This is a genomic window from Rhizobium anhuiense, from assembly GCF_003985145.1.
In the GTDB taxonomy this organism is placed as follows: domain Bacteria; phylum Pseudomonadota; class Alphaproteobacteria; order Rhizobiales; family Rhizobiaceae; genus Rhizobium; species Rhizobium anhuiense.
This window is the reverse complement of record NZ_ML133521.1, coordinates 306,785-323,785: the sequence shown is the minus strand read 5'-3', so window position 1 is coordinate 323,785 and position 17,001 is coordinate 306,785. Positions and strand designations below refer to the sequence as shown.

Sequence of the window (17,001 nt, the reverse complement as noted above, 5' to 3'; positions counted from 1 at the left end):
CTTTTACGATTGTCGGTCTTTGCCGCTTTCAGTAATTTGCGCCGGCCACGCGCAAGCGCGGCTCGGCATCGTCGAGAGCAGGCTCGGCGAGATGGGTGATGTCCTTTTCGAAAGGCAGGCTTTTGTAGATCTCGGGATCGGCTGACGTGTCGAAGAGCGCGGTGTAGCCATAGTTGAGATAGAGGCCGACGGCCTCGGGTTGGCGAAAGCCTGTCGTGAGGTAGATGCGGGCATAGCCCTGGCGGGCGGCCTGGGCCTCCAGCTCCACCAGCACCTTGCGGGCAAGGCCCTGCCGGCGCAGATCGGAGCGCGTCCAGATACGTTTGAACTCGGCCGTGCGTTCGTCATAACGCTTGAAGGCGCCGCCGCCGATGGTTTCGCCATCGCGGATCAACAGCAGAAAATTGCCATCCGGCGATGCGAAGGCTTCGGGGGGATAACGGTTGAGCTCAGAGGCCGCACCTTCGGCATTGAAATAGGTGCCGTAGCGGCTGTCATATTCATAGATCAATTCATCGATCAGCGGCTTGGCGCGCGGGTCGAGAGGACTGGTATAGAGAAACGTATCGCTCATATCGTTCATCACCCGTTGTCATCAGTGAGGAAGGTTTCGGCCAGCCGCACCCAATAGCGGGCGGCGGGCGCGATGATCGCGTCGTTGAAATTGTAATGGGCGCTGTGGAGAGGGGCGCTGTCGCCATTCCCGACGAAGAGGTAGCTGCCGGGGTTCGCCTGCAGCATGAAGGCGAAATCCTCGCTCGCGGTTCTCGGTCGGAAATCCTTCTCGATCGCCGCTGGACCAAGAGCGTCATATGCGACCCGGCTGGCGAATTCGCTTTCCCCGGCATGATTGACCAGCGCCGGAAAGCCGAGGCGATAATTCACATCCGCCTCGGCGCCGAAGCTTTCGGCCTGGGCGTGGGCAAGGGCCGGAATGCGCTCTCGCAACAGTTGACGGACGATTTCGCTGTAGGCCCGCATGGTCAGCTGCATCTCGACGCTTTCCGGGATGACGTTCGAGGCGGAGCCGGCATGGATCGAGCCGACGGTGACGACCGCCATCTCCTGCGGATCGACATTGCGCGAGACGACGCTCTGCAGCGCGGTGATGAAGGCGGCCGAAGCGAGCACCGGATCGACGGTGCGATGCGGTTCGGCGCCATGGCCGCCCTTGCCGATGATCTTGATGATCGCCTTGTCAACCGAAGCCATGGCCGGGCCGGCGACGAAGCCGAATTGGCCCGTCGGCACACCCGGCCAATTGTGCAGCCCGAACACCGCATCGACAGGAAAACGATCGAACAGACCTTCCGAAATCATCTTACGGGCGCCGGCGCCAATCTCCTCGGCGGGCTGGAAGATCAGCCGCAGCGTGCCGTTGAAATTGCCGTTCTCTGAGAGATAACGGGCGGCGGCGAGCAGGATCGCGGTATGTCCGTCATGGCCGCAGGCGTGCATGACGCCGGGATTGCTGCTGGCATAGGCAAGCCCGGTCGCCTCCTCGATCGGCAGCGCATCCATGTCGGCGCGAATGCCGATCCGCTTCTTGCCGTCGCCGCGCCGGAGGGTGGCGACGACGCCGGTGCCGGCAATGCCCGTCGCCACCTCGTAGCCCCAGGCGGAAAGGTGAGATGCCACAAGCTTGCTGGTTCTGAGCTCCTGGAAGGCAAGCTCCGGATATTGGTGCAGATCGTGGCGAAGCGCGATGATCTCGTCGAGGTAAGCAGCGATGCCCTTCTCGACCGGATCGTTGCTGCGCGGGTTTTGAGCGATGATATCCATGACGGTTCGCCGGCGCTTCAGGCGCCGACGGCCTTTCCGCGTTCGAGCTGCTCCGCATCCGCCGCATAGCGGCTTTCGCGGAAGGGCAGGCCGAGATGGTCGCGCAGTGTCTCACCCTTCAGGACCGGATCGAAATAACCGCGCTCCGTGAGGATCGGCAGAACGTATCTGGAGAAATCGTCGAAACCCTCGGCGATGACGGGAAAGCCGAGAATGAAGCCGTCGGCCGCGCCCTGATCCGCCCAGCGAATGATTTCGTCGGCGATATGCTCGGCGGTGCCGATGAAGGCGGTGCGCGGCGTTGCCGAATCGAGCGCGACCTGGCGGAGCGTCAAGCCCTTCTCCCGCGCCGTCCGTTTGATGCGGTCGGTGGTGGCGCGGAAATTGTTCCTGCCGATATCGCCGAGTTCGGGGAACGGCTCGTCCAACGGATAAACACTGAAATCATGATGATCGAAGAAGCGGCCGAGATAGAGCAGCGCCTCCTCTATCGTGACGAGGTTGCGGATCGCCTGGTACTTGGCTTCCGCCTCTTCCTGCGTCGCCCCGACGATCGGCCCGATACCCGGATAGATGCCGACTTCCGCCGCCGGACGCCCATGAGCGATGACGCTGTCCTTCAACTGGCGATAAAAGGCCTGCGCCTCCTCGAACGGCCCGCCATTGGTGAAGACGGCATCGGCATGCTTGCCGGCGAGCCTGATGCCGGAATCCGAGGCGCCCGCCTGGAACACGACCGGCTGGCCCTGCTTGGAACGGCCGATATTGAGCGGTCCCTCGATACGGAAGAACCGGCCCTTGTGATTGAGGCGATGCATCTTCGTCTTGTCGGCATAGACGCCGGTCTCGCGATTGCGCACGAAGGCGTCATCGTCCCAGGAATCCCATAGACCCTTGATCGCATCGATATAGTCCTCGGCGATCTCGTAGCGCAGTTCGTGTTCGGGATGTTCGCGGCTGTAATTGCGCCCCGAACCCTCTAGCGGCGAGGTCACCGCATTCCACCCTGCCCGGCCGCCGCTGATGAGATCGATCGAGGCGAATTGGCGGGCGATGGTGAAGGGATCGCTGTAGGAGGTCGAGACCGTGCCAACGAGGCCGATTTTCGAGGTCGAGGCGGCAAGCGCCGAGAGGATGGCGATCGGCTCGAACCGATTGAGGAAATGCGGGATCGACTGCTCGTTGATATAAAGCCCGTCGGCAACGAAGGCGAAGGCGATGCCGGCCGCCTCCGCCTTACGCGCCGTCTTGACGAAGAAGTCGAAATTGACGCTGGCATCGGCCGGTCCGCTTGGATGTTTCCAGGCATTCATGTGGCCGCCGGGACCTTGCAGCATGATGCCGAACGTGACGTGTTTCTGGGCCATGGGATCAATCCTCCTTGGAAACGGTCAGGCGACGAGGGAAAGCCGCTCCGCGGCGAGCAGTTCGATGGAGGCAAGACGCTCGGCGACCGAAAGCGCCGGCGTGTCGAGCACGAACTCCTTGACCCCGTAGCTGCGGTGAAGCTCGTCCAGCTTCTTGCGGATCTGCTTCGCCGTGCCATGCAGCACGCTCGGCACCTTTTCCTCAGTGCGGTAATCGGTGACGCCGGCCTGGCGGGCGAATTCGGCCGCCTGCTCCTCGCTGCCGACATTCACGGTCTGGCCGTTCGGCAGGAACACCTTGACGATGCGCAGCTTGCCGACGCGCTCGCGGGCGTAGTCCTCGCTTTCGGCGGCAAAGGCTGCGAGCGCCAGGATCGGACGCTTGCCGCCGGATGCCCGCTCATAGGCCTCGAAGGTCCTGCGCAGATTGTCCGGATCGCCGTTCAGGTGACCGGCAAAGACAAGTTCCCAACCCTTCTCGGCGGCCAGCTCGGCGCTTTCGACGCTGGCGCCGAGCAGGAAACGTTCGGGAGCCATCGGCGGGAAAGGGGTCGCCTGCGCACCATCGTAACTCGGGTCGGCGGCGAGATAGGTGTTGAGATCGGCAAGCTGGCTGGCAAAATCCGGCTTCCTGGATGGATCGACGGCTAGCTGGAGAGCGCGCGTCGACAGCGGAAAGCCGCCCGGCGCCTTGCCGACACCGAGATCGACGCGGCCGGGCGCAAGCGAAGCCAGAAGATTGAAGGTCTCCGCAACCTTATATGCGCTGTAATGCTGCAGCATGACGCCACCGGAGCCGATGCGGATTTTCGACGTCTTTGCGAGAAGGTAAGCTATCAGCGCCTCTGGCGCAGAGCTCGCCAGATTGGACATGTTATGATGCTCGGCGACCCAGAAACGGTGATAACCAAGTTCCTCGGCCCGGGCAGCAATCTTGACCGTCGCCCGCAGCGCATCTGCGGCGGTTAAACCCTGTTCGATCGGGCTTTTGTCGAGAAGACTGAGGAGGTAGGTCATGACGCCACGATCCGATCCCTGGTTGCAAAGCTTAGTCTATAAAATCAGTAGACAAACATCATTATAAGAAATGACATTCTCTTTCGAACACGCTGAGTGAAAAAAAGATGGCCGCACATAAGATGGAAATCGCCTGCCGGAACTGGGTCTCACCGGCAGCGGAGGGCTTCTTTCAATCGACCACTCAAGGATCAATTTTCCGGTCGAAAGGGCGTAAGTGAATGAAGCTGTCAGAACAGCTAAAGCCGATCAGCGACCTCAAGGCGCATGAGCCGACGATCCTTCGGACACTGAAGGATCATTCGCAGCCGGTCGTCATTACGCTTCACGGAGAAGCGAAAGCCGTACTTCAGGACGACGGCCAATATGAAGAACACAGGAGACGTTGGCGCATCCTAAAGATGCTGGCGCACCAACCGGCAGGTCGAGGAGGGCAACTGCGCCCCGCTGCGGAATCCTTCGCGCGCATCGGCAAACGTCTGGCCGACAGCCAATCCTAATTCCGTATGGTGTTCTTTTCGCTGAAGACGCGGAACGCGACATCGAGAGCCCATGCACCGAGCCTGAGGGATTTTCCAACCCGTACACTGGCCTGGCCGCCATCAAGGGCGTGTTACCGCATAGGCGCACATTATGCGCGCGACGTCCTTGCCCCCATATCGTGAAGCTGACCTGCTTCTACGAGCAGGCAAGCTATACGATCCAGGGCCCAGATACGATCCCGCAGTACCATGGCCGATTCCTGCCTGAGGACAAGCGGCCCTAACCGCCCTTATCTCATAACCCATTGATGCCATAGCAAACGTTCCGTTAACCAGAAGTAATATCGCCTATTACTTCCGCCGCTTAGGATGGACTTGTGCATTTCTCCCTCACTTCCGAGAAGGATTCGTTATCGAAGGGAGGTCTTCAAGGTGTTCTGACGTTCCCATAGGTCGTAGCACCGTAACCGACAGTCTTTCGCGGAGGCCGACACCACGCAGGTAGACCCAGCCACAAACTGTGAGGCTCGCAAGAATTTGCCGACCTCTTCGAACGCGCCAACCGTGGCGAGGAAATCGCCATCATACGCGGCGACGCCGTCTATGCCCGCATCGGTCCAGCCGATACGACATTGTCGAAAAGGGCCTGCTGCACGCCCGTTGCAAAGCTTGGACCTCTTGCATTGGTGGCACCTCCATCCATACGACCCCCAAAACCAAAGAGCTCTTTCGAAGGCTTTTGGGATGGAGCTCTTCATAGCAGCCTGCAGAGACTTTTGCCCGCTTGGCCACCGCCGCCGCCCGCATCGAGCCCAAGACCTATCCAAATTTCCGTCCGGCCGGCGCATTTGCCCGCAGAAGAGCCATCAGCATCGGGCCGATCGCGAATTCTCCCTTTTCGCTTCGTCGTGTCAGGCCACGAAGATAGCCACCGGCCGAATTAATGTGGCCACCGCGCTCCAGGATGCATGCCATGACGGTTGCCGCGTTTTCCGGACCCATCACATTGGCGGCCTCTTCGTAGGCCGACGGACTGACGCCGAGCATCGAGCGAACCTTGACCGCCGCGGTCATCAGATCGCGCCAGTTGCGGATGATACCGCCCGGACCATAGGCGAGAATTTCCGGGCAGGCTTGCAGAACCAAGCCGAGCGGGAAGGATGTCAGTCGGTCACCTTCATTGCGGCCGCCTGTCCGTAGACTGTGCTCTTTCTCGCACCGACTCGAATGGGCTGCCTCAGCTCTACCCTCTTCTGACGTCGCGGCCCGTCGCCCGTTGTCTTGCTCCGGCATCGCGCCCTGCTTCGGGTCGAAGTCTGGTTCAAGTTCAGAATTAGATTCGGGATTCGAATTCTGTATGTGGCGCTCAATATAATTGGCATTGCCGCGCTCTTTTATTGATTCAATCCGAATTTCCAACCGGTTAAGGACATCTGCCCGCAGAGTCGTCAATTCATCCAGCAACAGTTCGAGCTGCGACGCCGTCGGGGATCGGGGCAGGCCTTCGATCAGGTCTCGGAATTCGCAATACAGGCCTTGCCAGTCGCCAGGGATCTGTTCCTCGACGGCTGCTTCGATCAATTTTGCGATGTCGCGACGGCAGAGAGTGATGCGTTCGCGCAGACGCTGGACATGCAGCCGCTCGGCCGTCACTTCGGCTGCGAGTTGTTCGATCTCGCTAGCACGGGCAAGCAGTGGCGCGAGCGAGAAGCCGAACGCCTCGTTGACCTCCCCTGCCCTATTCCTGCGGACATAACGCTTGCCGTTGGGGCTGTCCTTGCGCAACAGCAGACCTGCCTGGACGAGCGCGGCGAGATGACGCCGGACGGTCTGCTCGGCCATGCCGTGCGTTCTGAGCGAAAGCTGGATGTTTGATGGGAATACGATCAAACCGTTTTCCTGCGCCAGCTCGTTCTTCGGATAAAAGCTCAAAAGAGCGTTGAGTACGGCAAGCGCTCGATCGCTGATGCCGAGAAGCGGCTTTGCTTCGCATAGCGCGCGAAACAATCTCCACTTGTCGACGGACTGATCAGTCTTGATCTCGCGTGCCATAACCTGGCTTGTGAGCATGCCAAGCGTCATTAACCGCCGCCCGAAGGGCGTCGTCACATTCCCGGTTTCCATATCTTCCACCTCAACGAGGCAAAAGAAATCCGCTCGCCAAAACGGCGCCAAAAACTCTTGACAGCGATTCTCGGAAGTGCGATTCTCGGAGGTGTTCAAGACTACGAGGAAAGCTTCCGTGACGGTGACGTTCGGGGGCTTTTTTCTTTTGCGCGTTATCTCCTATCCGGATTGTCAGCTGACAATCCGGTCTGACTGCCTCATTTTCCCTCATTCTCCTCTTCGAACTCGGCGGCGAGGCTTACCAACCGCTGAGCCAGGAATTCCGAAAACGCCGCCGATTTGACGGTGATGCGAAAGGTTTTGCCGGAGCGGGCCACCAAAGCAAGCGGAGCGCCACCCTGGGCCCGGAGGGTCTGCTCGGCCCGCTGCGGTGGGGTCTTCTCCTCCAGCGCTTTCCAGATGACATCAAAGCGGCTGTTGGTGTCCAACGCCAGGAAGCCGCGGGCACCGATTGCGGCCTGGGCCTTCTTCTGCCCGCCCGTCTCCCTGAATTTTTCGGCAAACGCCAGCCAGCGCGGGCGTCCAACCTTGGGAGCCGGCCCAATGGCGAGAATAATCTCGGGGTCGATGGTCTGAGCCACCTGCAGGAGCCGTGAGGTTTCCGGCTTGTCGGTTGTCAGCGCCGTGGCGATCATCTCGCGGCTGAATCCATGCTCATCCAGGCGGCGCGCAAACAGTGCCCGCTCGATAAAACTCAAGTCGACTCGGGGGCCGTTTTCCTGGCCCTGTGCGAGGATCAGCTCTTCATCCGTGAGCTTTCGCACGACGGCCTTGACGGGAACCCCGATCTCTGCCGCGGCTCGCAGGCGCCTGTGGCCATAGGCGGCCTGGTAGTGCCCAGCCCTTACCGGGTCCGGCCGTACCAGGATCGGAACCTGCTGGCCGCTGTCCCGGATCGATTGCTTCAATCGCTCGAACTCTGCATCCCTATCGACCGGGATACGGTCGCGGATAAAGGACATTTCGACGGCAGCCGGATCGATCTCCAGTACCTTGTCGCCGGAGGCCAGCGATTCACGCAGCGCCTTGGCGGCAGCCGCTTCCTCTCCCAACCGGCCAAGCGACAAATTCATCGCCTTGACCGCTCCCGATGGGCGGTGCGGCGGCTGCGCGATTGGCGCCTCCGGCCGTGTCGGCTCGACGGCGCCGACCATGCTTTTCAGGATGTCGCGTCCCTTTGGGCTCATGTCCTGCTCCATGCGCTGCGGATGAGTTGCTCGACCTCGGCATTGACGCTGTCGACGGATTCCACCCCGCGGTCATAGGTCTGACGATGCATCGTCTCGCGTCCTGCCTCGTAGATTGTCTGCTTAGAGAGTCCCGCATCCGAGACAGCCGTCGACTTGACCATCATCGCCGTCAGCACGCGCTCGCCGAACAGACTGCGCAAGAAGGCGACGATCTGCGCCTGCGGCCCATCATTGGGCTCATAGCGGGTGATGAGATAACGCATCCAGTCGTAATCCAAATTGCCGCCTGCCTGTTTGACTACGGCCAGCAGGTCGGAGGTCATCGTTAGGAACTGGTTCATCGACGCCACGTCGAGCATCTGCGGATGGACGGTGATCAGGACGGAGGTTGCGGCGCAGAGGGCAGACAGCGTCAGGAAGCCCAGGGTCGGTGGGCAATCGATGATGACGACGTCGTAGTTCTGCTCCAGCGAATGCAGCGCATTACCAACCCGCATGAAGAACATGTCCTTGTCGTCGCGGTTGGTGTCGGCAAGCGCCTTTGGCGTATCGTGTTCGAACTCGTGCAGTTCGAGATTGCCGGGAATGAGATCGAGCCCAGGGAAATAGGTCTGACGGACGATGTCGCTAACATCGCGGCGCGTCTCGTCATATTTAATGGCGCCGTAAAGTGTCTCGTTTTCGCCGACATCGAATTCGGGCTGATATCCGAGCATCGCCGACATCGACGCCTGCGGATCGAGGTCGACGGCGAGCACGCGGTAGCCACGCAGAGCCAGGAACTGCGCCAGGTGGACTGATGTCGTCGTCTTGCCGGAGCCGCCCTTGAAATTGGTCACGGCGATCACCTGGAGATGGTCGCCCGGTCGGCGCATCGGCAAATAGGAGGGTTTGGTGCGCCCGAGGTGCTGGCGCATCGCATGGATTTCCTCGAGCGAGAATACCCGACGGCCAGCCGCCGTCTTTTCCGGACTGATGCTCTCGACCTGGGCGGCGAGATGACGAACATAGCTGTCGGTGACGCCGAGCAGCTTGGCTGCCTCGGTGCTGCTGAACCGCCGCAACGATTTGCGGGCATTGGGTGAAAACAATCGCTCGAACAGCACCTGCAGCTGGCTGCCGAGCATCGTCGAGTCCTGCGCAATCGTCTCGTCGATCGAGACTGGACTCGCTCTCTTGGCTTTCTCAACAATCGCGACCTTGGTCGGCATTCACGCAAATCCTGATAAATCGAGTGATTTTGCGCAAATGATCGTGAGTCTGCTGATTCCGTCAAGCGGTTTCTTGGATGGCCAATCTATTATAAAATGGATTCTGCAAAAAAATCATGTGGAATTCCGGAATCTTAGCACCATTGTCAGCTGACAACGACGGCCTGCTCCGGGTCGATGAAAGCCAGCCTCAAAGTATCGCGGCACATAATCGATACGACTCAGCGTCGCTAGCGCTCCATCCAAGCGCACCTTCGGACGCCTGGCATAGACCGATCAGGTTGTTCGATTTCTCATTTGTAGGCGGACGAACGGTACAGGTTTTCGGCTTCCAGCCCGCGGACGGGTTCATTGCCGGAAGGCTTGTCATTTGCGTCCTGGGTTTCGGCATCGCGGCGTGACGCTGCAAGGGCCAGCATTTGTTCGAGACGGCCCGCATTGAGCGGAGCGCTTATTCCCTTGAAGTTCATTGACACATCCTTCGTCATAGATTGCGTGAAGCCGCAGAGATAAGCGTAATTCGAACCCGCCGATAACCGCCAGGCAGCGTTATCACCATCTTTTCCTGGGGCCGGGAAGGGGAGGGCCTCCATCTTTCAGGTGGTTTAAAAATGCAGCGACCGGCGGCCACGATGGGGATTTCGGATCACTCTGCTTACCAAGTTGGAAAGGAGCCTCGCAGACACAGGCCGGGCGTGAAAGGAAGGCGGCCCATCTTTGATAGCAAGGGCGAGCCGGCACTGCCGCTGATCGTGCTTCATCGCGGTGGAGGTCTTCCTGCAGAAGCGCTTTGCTGCGCAGCCTATCGGGGTGAGGGGACATTCGGCCTTGGTCTTCTCCGCCCCAATCTAAGTCGGCGAGCAGCTGGTATCAGAGGGGTGGGGCTTCGGTTGCGTCAGGATCCTGTCAATGGCCAAGCGATCACAGTCCTAGTCCTGTGCCGGCGTCAGAACGGGGTCATAGCTGTAATCATGCCGGGACGACGCGGCCTCCACGTCGAAGATCGCAATAGCGCGCTAGGCGAATCAGGCATCAGCCGATATGATCGGCAGGCCAGCGGGTTCACGCAGTATCGTTCAGCTCCCGAGCCAGTCCCCCACCTATACGCTCCGCAAAACCACGATCCTTCCTAGAGGAACTGATTGATGAGTTTGCTTCCGTATACGGAATTCTTCTTTGTTTACCGCATGTTTACCATAACGCCCCCGATCACCGCCAAGCCCGCATCGCCGCCCATCCGCGCGCCTTTGTCATTTGGTGCTACGTGAGGAAGGGGGTGAGCCTATCGCGCCTTCGTTGCCTCGCGATTGGTAAAATGCGCGTTGCCCAAACCTGTACCGATGGTCAGCACGGCCCATCTCGACACGTCGTTCATATAAGGGATCTGCGACAATCCCTGCACGACGGCATCGTTGTGCATCATCACGAATGTGCTGTCGTCGCCGATCTCGGGAATGGCCTTCATCAGCGCGCCGGGAAGGTTGAAGCTGTCGCTCTCCCAGTTTCCGCCCGGCAGGTTCTGTCCGCCGCGTTCGATGGAGCCATCGGCTTTGATGATTCCGGGGCATGCGATCCCGATGATGGGCGCGGGTTTGAGATTGGCTTTCTCAGCCTTGCCAATCAGATCCTGCAACATCGCGGCCAATCTCTCGATGGTTGCGGTACGGCTTGGCTCGTCGTCGGCGTGGCGCCAGATGGCTGATTCCCAGACGCTCGCATCTTTAAAATTCGGTACGTCGTTCTTTCCGAATTTAACGACGCCGGCGCGAACATTTGTCCCGCCGATGTCGACGGCGAGCATCGCCTCGTGGCCTTTGAAAATCCACGGCGGCATCAGGTGAACCGCGCCGATCAGTCCGGCCTCATCGGGATGGTGAACGATCGGCACCACCTCGACATCAATGCCCGCCACCTTGAGAAGAACCATGGTCCTGGCGATCGCCAGCTCGCCAAAACGGCTCTGCCGGAAGCCACCGCCGACGACGATGCGTTCCGTCCTGCCCCAGCGCTTGTCTTTGAGGAACTTTCCGATCACGTCGGCAAAGTCCTGGGAAAAGTCCTCCACCGCCCCCATGACCAATGCCGCCGCCTCCATATCGTCGCCTTTCAGAAAGGCATCGATCTTCTTCTTGGAAAGCTTCGCCGTCGCGGTCTTGCCGATCGGGTCATCTCCGACCTTGCGGATGCGCTTTCTCCAGTCGTCGAGCTTCTGTTGGAAAGTCTTCTTGTTGGCGTTGTCGCCAACGAAACCATCCTTGTCACGCAGTTCGTTGTTGTAGTCGTCGATCGTCACCAATGGCAGATTTAAAGCGCCATGTGCCAGCGGGGCGTTGACCTCATCACGGGGATCAGAACTGCTTTTGGCCATCAATGTACCTTCTACGGCGCGAGTGCTCGAACGGGCGGCGAGATACAACGCGGACTAGCCTCAGGATGTTCCGGAGTCTGAAAAGCCACCTTGTCCTTGTTGGCCGGCGACCTAGCTTCAATCATTGCAGAGTTTGGAGAATACCGTGCAGGACGACACCGCTACCCAGGAAATGCTTTCACTGGTCTTGGAAGAGCCGGACCATTGGGCGATGTTTCTCGATATCGACGGGACGCTGCTCAATCTTGCGCCCACACCGGATGCGATCGAGGTCCCAGAAGCGCTTCCCGGACAACTTCATCGCCTGTCGAACAAGCTCGGCGGTGCCCTGGCGCTGGTCACCGGACGATCACTTTCTTATGCCGACGAGCTGTTCAAACCCTTTGAATTTCCGACAGCCGGCCTGCACGGTGCCGAGATCAGAAGCGCCACCGGCATGCAGACGGTCGAGGCGACACCTGAGTTTCAGGCACTGAAACATGCGCTGACCGCGGAAGCCGAGCACTATCCCGGTGTCTTGATCGAAGACAAGGGCGCGGCCGTTGCCGCCCATTACCGTCTCGCACCCGAATATGAAAAGGTGCTTGAAGACCGCATGCAATACTATGCCGAGCTCGCCGGACCGAACTGGGCATTGCAACTCGGCAAGAGGGTATTTGAATTGCGGCCGGCACGGTCGAGCAAGGGCGATGCACTGGAGCGATTTTTCCAGTCCGATCCCTTCAGGAACCGCTGCCCGATTACGATCGGCGATGACCTGACCGACGAGTCGATGTTTGCGATCGCCAATGCCCGCGGCGGCGTTTCCGTGCGTGTCGGCGCGATCGGCACCCCGAGCTGCGCCACGAGCCGGCTGTCCTCCTCTGCACTGGTCAGAAACGTCATTGCCGCCTTGGCAGCCTGAACTGCGTCCTCGGACGATATGCATGCGGATTGTTGCCGTCTTTCCGTCCGCTCCGCAGCGTCAATTGTCAAAAAAGTATCGGTTTTGACTGGGAATCGTGGTGGCGGGCGTGAAACGAGACCACTACACTCCCCTTAACAATAAAGCCAAAAAGGGAATTTGGCGGGCTGGCGTGGAGCCGTCCTCGGAGGAGGAAACAATGGAACCTGACTTGGAAGTCATTCAGATCAGGCCGGGCGAATCTTTCGCAACGAAGGCGCACGGCTATCCCTACCATACGGTTCGCTGGCATTTTCACCCCGAATACGAACTTCATCTGGTCGTGGCGACGACAGGACGGTATTTCGTCGGCGATTTCATCGGCGAGTTCGAGCCTGGCAATCTCGTGCTGGCGGGGCCTAACCTTCCTCACAACTGGATCAGCGATGTCCCGAAAGGATCGAGTATTCCGCTTCGCTGCCAGCTCATCCAGTTTAGCGAGAATTTCATCAGCGACACGATGAAGGTGTTCGCCGAACTCGGTCCCTTCGATGCGGTTCTCGAAGCCTCCCGCCGCGGCGTGCTCTTCGGAGCCGACACCAGCCGCGAGGTTGCTCCCCTGATGAACGAGGTGCAGCAGGCGCACGGCGTGCGTCGCATCGAACTGTTCATGATGATCGTCGGCCTGCTCAGCCGGGCGCAGGATTCCCAACTTCTCGCCAGCCCGAGCTATCTGCCCGATCCATCGGGATACATGTCGGCCGGCATCAACAAGGCGCTCGCCTATATCAGGGAAAATCTGACGAAGTCCTTCGACGAAGCCGATCTCGCAGCGATTGCCGATCAGTCGACAGGCGCCTTTTCGCGCGCCTTCCGACGCCATACCGGCATGTCGCTGGTACAGTATGTGAAACGCCTGCGCATCAATCTTGCCTGCCAGATTTTGATGAGCGATGACCATGCATCGATCACCGATATCTGCTTCGAGGTCGGCTTCAACAATCTGTCCAACTTCAACCGGCAGTTTCTCGCGGAAAAAGGCATGACGCCTTCTCGTTTCCGGCGATTGCTGGGTGACAATATCAACGTGGCAAAGGCGGCCTAGAGGAGGAGTCGAAAGGGCACAGCCCGAGGGAGGACAAAGAGGAGGAACCAAAACTGACACTGACTTGAACGTGGGCGCGCGATGAGCGCGCTCGCGATCGGAGATGCTTGTCCTCAAAACGTCAAACCGCAGGGACAGGCGCGACCGTTCATTCAGCCGAACGGCCAGAGCAGAACAGTGCAATCGCGAACCTACACAATTTTACCAATGGGAGGAGATGGAAATGATGAAATTCTCGACAAAGTCGGCAGGCGCCGCGGTCTTCGTTCTGTCCTTGCTGGGCGGTACTTCCGCCTTTGCGCAAGCAGCCGTTTCGGATGCGACAGTTGCATTCCTCATGCCCGACCAGGGCTCGACCCGCTATGAGGAGCACGACCATCCGGGTTTCGTCGCGGAGATGAAGAAGCTTTGCGCGTCATGCAAGGTTCTTTATCAGAACGCCGATGCCGATATCGCAAAACAGCAGCAACAGTTCAATTCGGCGATCACCCAAGGCGCCAAGGTCATCGTGCTCGACCCGGTGGATTCGGCAGCGGCCGCATCGCTCGTCCAGCTCGCACAGAGCCAGGGCGTGAAGGTCATTGCCTATGACCGTCCGATTCCAAAAGGCAAGGCCGATTTCTACGTCTCCTTCGACAACAAAGCGATCGGCAAGGCAATTGCGGAATCGCTCGTTCAGCATCTCAAGGCTCAGAATGTGCCGACCGATGGCGGTGGCATCCTGCAGATCAACGGTTCGCCGACCGATGCGGCTGCCGGGCTGATCAAGGACGGCATTCACGAGGGGCTGGCGAGCGGCGGATATAAGACGCTTGCCGAATTCGACACACCCAACTGGCAGCCCTCGAATGCGCAGCAATGGGCAGCCGGCCAGATCACCCGTTTCGGCAAGCAGATCGTTGGCGTGGTCGCCGCCAATGACGGTACCGGCGGCGGCGCAATTGCAGCTTTCAAGGCAGCGGGCGTCGATCCCGTGCCGCCGGTGACCGGCAATGACGCGACGATCGCGGCACTACAGCTGATCATCTCAGGGGATCAGTACAATACGATCTCCAAGCCGAGCGAAATCGTTGCCGCTGCCGCTGCCGACGTCGCCGTGAAGCTCCTGGCCGGAGAAACGCCGAAGGCCGAAATGACGCTGTACGACACGCCGGCGCAACTTTTCGTCCCTGCGGTCGTCACTGCCGAAAACCTCAAGGCTGAGATCATCGACAAGAAGATCAACACCGCCGAGGAGCTGTGCACCGGCCGCTATGCTGACGGCTGCAAGAAGCTCGGCATCACGAAGTAATCCGCAACGGGAAGCGCGACCGGTTCGCCGGCTGTGCTTCCCGCTTCGCTTTCCTGAAAGGCCAGGCGATGTCTGAAACCTCCCATACCCTTCACCCCTACCGTCAGCCTGTCCTCAGCCTGCGCGGAATATCGAAGAACTTCGGGGCTGTGTCGGCGCTCACCGATATCGAACTCGACGTGCATGCCGGCGAGGTTGTGGCGCTGGTTGGCGACAACGGCGCCGGCAAGTCGACATTGGTCAAGATCCTGGCCGGTGTGCACCAGCCAAGCTCGGGCACGATCCTGTTCGAGGGCAAACCGGTGAACCTGCCGAGCCCAAGTGCTGCTCTCGGGCTCGGCATTGCAACGGTATTCCAGGATTTGGCACTTTGCGAAAATCTCGACGTCGTCGCCAATATCTTTCTCGGCAAGGAACTCAGTCCGTTTCAGCTCGATGAGGTCGCCATGGAGATCCGCGCCTGGCAGCTCTTGAACGAGCTTTCGGCTCGCATTCCAAGTGTGCGCGAGCCGGTCGCCTCACTCTCCGGAGGGCAGCGCCAGACCGTGGCGATCGCCCGATCGTTGCTGCTTGAGCCGAAACTGATCATGCTCGATGAACCCACAGCAGCGCTTGGCGTTGCTCAGACCGCCGAAGTGCTTGACCTCATCGAGCGCGTGCGGGAACGCGGCCTCGCCGTCATCATGATCAGCCACAATATGGAGGATGTGCGCGCCGTTGCCGATCGCATCGTCGTCCTTCGTCTCGGCCGCAACAATGGCACCATGCCGCCCGACGCGTCCAACGAACAGCTGGTCAGCGCCATCACCGGCGCCGCCAACAATTCCGTCTCCCGCCGCGCGTCGCGCCGCCAGGCGCAAAGCCGAGAGAACGAGGAGGGCAGGCCATAATGAAGACCATCCAGAATGACCCGGCGGCGCCGGCGCTGCTCGACCGGCGTGACGAGAGAGTGCGCCACGATGACAGTCTGGGAGGCTCGATCCAGGCCTTTTGGGATCGCATCCGCTCCGGCGATCTCGGTTCCCTGCCGGTCATTGTCGGCCTGGCGATCATCTGGACGGTGTTCCAGGCGCTCAATCCGGTGTTTCTCTCCAGCAGCAACCTCGTCAACATGCTGTTCGACTGCTCGACGGTCGGGGTCATCTCGCTCGGTATCGTCTGCATCCTGATGGTGGGTGAGATCGACCTCTCCGTCGGCTCCGTCAGCGGCTTCGCCTCGGCGCTGGTCGGCGTCTTCTGGGTCAACCAGGGTTGGCCAGTGGTCCTGGCAATCCTCGCCGCCATGATTGTCGGCGCCCTCATCGGCTCGCTTTACGCGTTTGTCTTCAACCGCTTCGGCATGCCGAGTTTCGTGTCCACCCTGTCCGGGCTACTCGCGGTTCTCGGCCTCCAGCTCTATATCCTGGGAGCGACCGGTTCGATCAATCTCCCCTACGGTTCCTGGCTCGTCAGTTTCGGCCAGATCATGGTCATGCCGGATCCGATCGCCTATGCGCTGGTGTTACTTGCCGGCATTGCCTTTTTCTTTTCCGGCTACCGTACGGCGACACGCCGGCGGGCAGCCGGCCTGTCGGCAAAATCGACCGGCGGGCTGCTGCTGCGCGCCGTCATCATCACGCTCGCCCTGGAAGCCGTCGCATTCTATCTCAACCAGTCGCGCGGCATTCCGTGGATGTTCGGCCTTTTCGTCGGACTCGTCGCCGCAATGAACTATGCGCTGACGCGCACGAAATGGGGGCGCTCCATGCATGCCGTCGGCGGCAACAGGGAAGCGGCCCGCCGCTCCGGCATCAACGTCTCGCGCATCTATACGAGCGCCTTCGTCATGTGCGCGCTGCTGGCGGCAGCCGGCGGCGTGCTGTCGGCCGCACGGCTGGCGACGGCAAGCCAGCAGGCCGGCACCGGCGACGTCAATCTCAACGCCATTGCGGCAGCCGTCATCGGCGGCACGAGCCTGTTCGGTGGGCGCGGCAGTGCCTACTCAGCCCTTCTCGGCATCATCGTCATCCAGTCGATCGCCAGCGGGCTGACGCTTCTCGATCTGTCGTCGTCGCTTCGATACATGATCACCGGTGCTGTCCTTGCCGTCGCCGTCATTGTCGACTCGCTGGCACGCCGATCGCGGATCTCGCACGGCCGAGCTTAGAGCAATTTCAGCAAAAGCGCGCAGCGGTTTTG

At 60.1% G+C, this 17,001-nt stretch carries 14 protein-coding genes and 2 pseudogenes; 7 read left to right on the top strand and 9 right to left on the bottom strand.

Annotation, left to right across the window (positions count from 1 at the left end; genetic code table 11):
* Positions 1-28: 28 nt before the first annotated feature.
* From EEQ99_RS01585 to EEQ99_RS01570, 4 genes are read right to left on the bottom strand one after another with little or no spacing between them, the layout of a single operon-like run.
* Complete coding sequence (locus EEQ99_RS01585) at positions 29-586, bottom strand: GNAT family N-acetyltransferase (RefSeq protein ID WP_127429910.1); 558 nt, start codon at positions 584-586, stop codon at positions 29-31.
* Positions 583-1,782 (bottom strand): M20 aminoacylase family protein, encoded by a 1,200-nt coding sequence (locus tag EEQ99_RS01580; protein ID WP_127429909.1) that lies wholly within the window; start codon positions 1,780-1,782, stop codon positions 583-585. Before EEQ99_RS01580 ends, EEQ99_RS01585 begins: the two co-directional genes overlap by 4 nt.
* Positions 1,783-1,799: 17 nt before the next feature.
* Entirely contained in the window at positions 1,800-3,149 is a 1,350-nt protein-coding gene (locus EEQ99_RS01575) for an LLM class flavin-dependent oxidoreductase (RefSeq protein ID WP_047612295.1), read from the bottom strand.
* A gap of 24 nt (positions 3,150-3,173) precedes the next feature.
* Complete coding sequence (locus EEQ99_RS01570) at positions 3,174-4,166, bottom strand: LLM class flavin-dependent oxidoreductase (RefSeq protein WP_127429908.1); 993 nt, start codon at positions 4,164-4,166, stop codon at positions 3,174-3,176.
* 221 nt (positions 4,167-4,387) lie between these two features.
* Between EEQ99_RS01570 and EEQ99_RS01565 the strand changes: the two are divergent.
* Positions 4,388-4,666: pseudogene (locus tag EEQ99_RS01565) on the top strand (prevent-host-death protein).
* A 518-nt stretch (positions 4,667-5,184) separates the two neighbouring features.
* A pseudogene (locus EEQ99_RS35540) lies at positions 5,185-5,274 on the top strand (prevent-host-death protein); the annotation flags it as partial.
* A gap of 193 nt (positions 5,275-5,467) precedes the next feature.
* On the opposite strand, the gene repC reads toward EEQ99_RS35540, so the two are convergent.
* The 5 genes from repC to EEQ99_RS01540 all read right to left on the bottom strand — a co-directional run bounded on the left by repC (position 5,468) and on the right by EEQ99_RS01540 (position 11,544).
* Entirely contained in the window at positions 5,468-6,772 is a 1,305-nt protein-coding gene (gene repC / locus EEQ99_RS01555; protein ID WP_127430144.1) for a plasmid replication protein RepC, read from the bottom strand.
* A 200-nt stretch (positions 6,773-6,972) separates the two neighbouring features.
* Complete coding sequence (gene repB, locus EEQ99_RS01550; RefSeq protein WP_028755938.1) at positions 6,973-7,962, bottom strand: plasmid partitioning protein RepB; 990 nt, start codon at positions 7,960-7,962, stop codon at positions 6,973-6,975.
* Positions 7,959-9,176 carry a plasmid partitioning protein RepA gene (gene repA / locus EEQ99_RS01545; RefSeq protein WP_028755939.1) on the bottom strand — a complete coding sequence of 406 codons (1,218 nt, stop codon included), beginning with the start codon at positions 9,174-9,176 and terminating at the stop codon, positions 7,959-7,961. The genes repB and repA overlap by 4 nt, the downstream gene beginning before the upstream one ends.
* Before the next feature lie 293 nt (positions 9,177-9,469).
* Positions 9,470-9,646, bottom strand: coding sequence for a hypothetical protein (locus tag EEQ99_RS34390; RefSeq protein WP_164735883.1), 177 nt, complete (start codon positions 9,644-9,646; stop codon positions 9,470-9,472).
* A gap of 812 nt (positions 9,647-10,458) precedes the next feature.
* Positions 10,459-11,544, bottom strand: coding sequence for an ROK family protein (locus tag EEQ99_RS01540; protein WP_028755940.1), 1,086 nt, complete (start codon positions 11,542-11,544; stop codon positions 10,459-10,461).
* Positions 11,545-11,668: 124 nt separating this feature from the next.
* Between EEQ99_RS01540 and otsB the strand changes: the two genes are divergently transcribed.
* The 5 genes from otsB (at position 11,669) to EEQ99_RS01515 (ending at position 16,969) form a co-directional block, all read left to right on the top strand.
* Positions 11,669-12,448 carry a trehalose-phosphatase gene (otsB, locus tag EEQ99_RS01535; protein WP_028755941.1) on the top strand — a complete coding sequence of 260 codons (780 nt, stop codon included), beginning with the start codon at positions 11,669-11,671 and terminating at the stop codon, positions 12,446-12,448.
* Between the two features lie 199 nt (positions 12,449-12,647).
* Positions 12,648-13,532: a helix-turn-helix domain-containing protein gene (locus EEQ99_RS01530; protein ID WP_028755942.1), complete on the top strand. Its 885-nt coding sequence runs from the start codon at positions 12,648-12,650 to the stop codon at positions 13,530-13,532.
* A gap of 217 nt (positions 13,533-13,749) precedes the next feature.
* A complete protein-coding gene (locus EEQ99_RS01525) occupies positions 13,750-14,823 on the top strand; it encodes an ABC transporter substrate-binding protein (protein WP_028757411.1) in 1,074 nt (357 codons plus the stop codon).
* Between the two features lie 68 nt (positions 14,824-14,891).
* The gene (locus tag EEQ99_RS01520; RefSeq protein ID WP_028755944.1) at positions 14,892-15,713 is read left to right on the top strand and encodes an ATP-binding cassette domain-containing protein; all 822 of its coding nucleotides are present in this window, start codon (positions 14,892-14,894) and stop codon (positions 15,711-15,713) included.
* Positions 15,713-16,969 carry a sugar ABC transporter permease gene (locus EEQ99_RS01515; protein ID WP_049810866.1) on the top strand — a complete coding sequence of 419 codons (1,257 nt, stop codon included), beginning with the start codon at positions 15,713-15,715 and terminating at the stop codon, positions 16,967-16,969. The genes EEQ99_RS01520 and EEQ99_RS01515 overlap by 1 nt, the downstream gene beginning before the upstream one ends.
* The last annotated feature ends 32 nt before the right edge of the window (positions 16,970-17,001 follow it).

What these genes read in the sequence shown, in the direction of transcription:
- repB (WP_028755938.1), bottom strand. Translation starts at nt 7,962, where the DNA reads ATGAGCCCAAAGGGACGCGACATCCTGAAAAGCATGGTCGGCGCCGTC.
- EEQ99_RS01540 (WP_028755940.1), bottom strand. Translation starts at nt 11,544, where the DNA reads ATGGCCAAAAGCAGTTCTGATCCCCGTGATGAGGTCAACGCCCCGCTG.
- EEQ99_RS01515 (WP_049810866.1), top strand. Translation starts at nt 15,713, where the DNA reads ATGAAGACCATCCAGAATGACCCGGCGGCGCCGGCGCTGCTCGACCGG.
- EEQ99_RS01530 (WP_028755942.1), top strand. Translation starts at nt 12,648, where the DNA reads ATGGAACCTGACTTGGAAGTCATTCAGATCAGGCCGGGCGAATCTTTC.
- EEQ99_RS34390 (WP_164735883.1), bottom strand. Translation starts at nt 9,646, where the DNA reads ATGAACTTCAAGGGAATAAGCGCTCCGCTCAATGCGGGCCGTCTCGAA.
- EEQ99_RS01570 (WP_127429908.1), bottom strand. Translation starts at nt 4,166, where the DNA reads ATGACCTACCTCCTCAGTCTTCTCGACAAAAGCCCGATCGAACAGGGT.
- EEQ99_RS01520 (WP_028755944.1), top strand. Translation starts at nt 14,892, where the DNA reads ATGTCTGAAACCTCCCATACCCTTCACCCCTACCGTCAGCCTGTCCTC.
- EEQ99_RS01575 (WP_047612295.1), bottom strand. Translation starts at nt 3,149, where the DNA reads ATGGCCCAGAAACACGTCACGTTCGGCATCATGCTGCAAGGTCCCGGC.
- repC (WP_127430144.1), bottom strand. Translation starts at nt 6,772, where the DNA reads ATGGAAACCGGGAATGTGACGACGCCCTTCGGGCGGCGGTTAATGACG.
- EEQ99_RS01580 (WP_127429909.1), bottom strand. Translation starts at nt 1,782, where the DNA reads ATGGATATCATCGCTCAAAACCCGCGCAGCAACGATCCGGTCGAGAAG.
- repA (WP_028755939.1), bottom strand. Translation starts at nt 9,176, where the DNA reads ATGCCGACCAAGGTCGCGATTGTTGAGAAAGCCAAGAGAGCGAGTCCA.
- EEQ99_RS01525 (WP_028757411.1), top strand. Translation starts at nt 13,750, where the DNA reads ATGGAAATGATGAAATTCTCGACAAAGTCGGCAGGCGCCGCGGTCTTC.